Genomic DNA, 2,199 nt, shown 5'->3' with positions numbered 1-2,199 from the left:
CACACCCAGCGCCAACAGTGCCTTGATCTCCGATGCGAAGAACACGTCGCCGTTCACCACTGCGTAGTAGAGCGGCTTGACCCCGAAGCGGTCGCGGATCGCGATCATCTCCTGTAGGCGTTCATCGGCGATGATCACCGCGAACTCACCCCGCAGTTGCGTGGCGGCCTGCATCCCGCGCTCCTGATAGAGGTGCACCGCGATTTCGCTGTCGCTGTCGGTGGAGAAGCGAGAGCCACGTGCTCGCAGACCCTCGCGAAGCTGGCGGTAACCGTAGAATTCGCCGTTCACCACGACATGAACCGCGCCATCCAAACTGGTCATGGGCTGACTGCCGTTCCTCAAACCGATGATCGACAACCGCGTGTGCCCGAGCGTCCATCGCCCGTCCCGTGACGTCCAGGTGCCGGTGCCGTCCGGCCCGCGGTGTTCCAACAGCTTGAGCGCTGCATCGCGTCGTTCGGTTGAAAGGCCGTTCCTCGTCATCGCGGCGAATATTCCGCACATGCGTTCTGTCCTCCAAGGTGTCGGTGCCCAACTTGGGGGCACTACAGACATTCTCCGTCATCATCACGACCATTCTCCCGAATACTGTTGCGGTGCCGATGTTTTGGTTCCGGGCCCAGGATCTGGCCCACTGGCTAGCGCCGCCAACCACGCCCCCTCCCAGCAACGTCTGCGGTGTTGCCATTTGACGGTGGCGGCCGCCACTGGCCCGCGATCAAGACAGGATCAGGTCAGCGGCCTTCTCACCGATCAGCACGCTGGGTGCATGGGTGTGACCGCGGATGATGGTCGGCATCACCGAAGCGTCGGCGACCCGTAGCCGCTCGACGCCGCGCACCCTCAGCTGCGGGTCCACCACGCTTGCGCGGTCATTTCCCATCCGGCATGTCCCCACCGGGTGATAGAGGGTGTGCGACAGCGAGTTCAATCCACGTTCGAGTGTCTCGTCGTCCAAGGTGTCGGCGCCCAACGGCCTGGCGATCTTCCCGATGACACCGCGCAGGGCCGGTGACGCAGCAATGGTCGCCGTCATCCGCAGACCCGCCATCAGGGCCGCGCGGTCGGCGCCGTCGTCATCGGTGAGATAGCGCGGGTCGATGATCGGCTTGGCCCTCGGATCGGATGAACGCAACGTGATGGTGCCGCGGCTGCGCGGTTTCAGCAGGATCGGCCCCATCACGACGGCGTGGCGATCGTAAGGGTCGCCGATGCCCTCCTCGAAATACGGTGCGGGCGCGAAGATCAACTCGAGGTCGGGCAGCTTGAGATCGGGGCGGCTCTTCACGATGCCGTACGCCTCACCCAAGTTCGAAGTGAGCATGCCGCGCCGCCGCAGCAGGTAGTTGAGCAGCTCAATCGGCTTCTCGGCGGCGAACAGGGTGTTGTCGGGGACGTCGAACCCCAGAAGCACGGCGAGATGGTCGATCAGGTTGCGGCCCACGTCGGGGGCGTGCTGTATCAGATCCACCCCGTGCTCGGCGAGGTGGTCACGATCACCGATGCCCGACAGCATCAACAGTTGCGGGCTGTTGACGGCGCCCCCACACAGCACCACCTCACGACGTGCGCGGACGACGCGGCGCGCACCGCCGTGCTCGAATTCCACGCCGACCGCCCGGTTTCCGTCGAACACCACCTTCGCCACGGCCGCTTCGGTGAGCACCGTCAGGTTCTCCCGCTTGAGCGCGGGCTTGAGGTATGCGTCGGCGGTGCTCCACCTGGCGCCCCAGCGCTGGTTGACGCGTGTCTCGCAAAAGCCTTCAGGGGCAGCCTGATCCGGTGGGTCGATCCGATGGCCGCACTCCTGCACGGCGGTCAGCCACGCTGCGGTGGACGACCGCGGACTGCGCTGACGGGAGATGGTCAGCGGGCCGTTCTCGATGCGGTCGAAGTAGCGCACGATGTCCGCATAGCCCCACTGCTCGCCCGCGTGCTCGGCCCATTCGTCGTAGTCGGCGGCGAAGCCGCGCACCCACATCATCGCGTTCATCGACGACGAGCCGCCGAGCATCTTGCCTCGGGGCCAATAGATCTCGCGGCCGTCCAGTTCCTTCTGCGGCTCGGTCTGGTAATCCCAGTCCATCGCGCCGCGCATCAGCTTGGCGAACCCGGCCGGGATGTGGATGAACTTGTCCTTGTCCCTGGGTCCGGCTTCCAGCGCCACCACCTGGACGGAGGGTTGCGCACTGAGCC

Annotated in this window: 1 protein-coding gene and 1 pseudogene; both read right to left on the bottom strand. The window is 65.3% G+C overall.

The features are described 5' to 3' along the window. A pseudogene (locus VN856_RS00325) lies at positions 1–486 on the bottom strand (asparagine synthetase B); the annotation flags it as partial. Positions 487–721: 235 nt separating this feature from the next. Continuing rightward, the coding region (locus tag VN856_RS00320; protein ID WP_325685143.1) for a GMC family oxidoreductase at positions 722–2,199 on the bottom strand (1,478 nt) is incomplete at its 5' end.

The organism is Mycobacterium sp. (genome assembly GCF_035603715.1).
Lineage (GTDB): Bacteria > Actinomycetota > Actinomycetes > Mycobacteriales > Mycobacteriaceae > Mycobacterium.
Note: the sequence above shows the minus strand (reverse complement) of the source record. Positions and strands in the feature narration are given on the sequence as shown.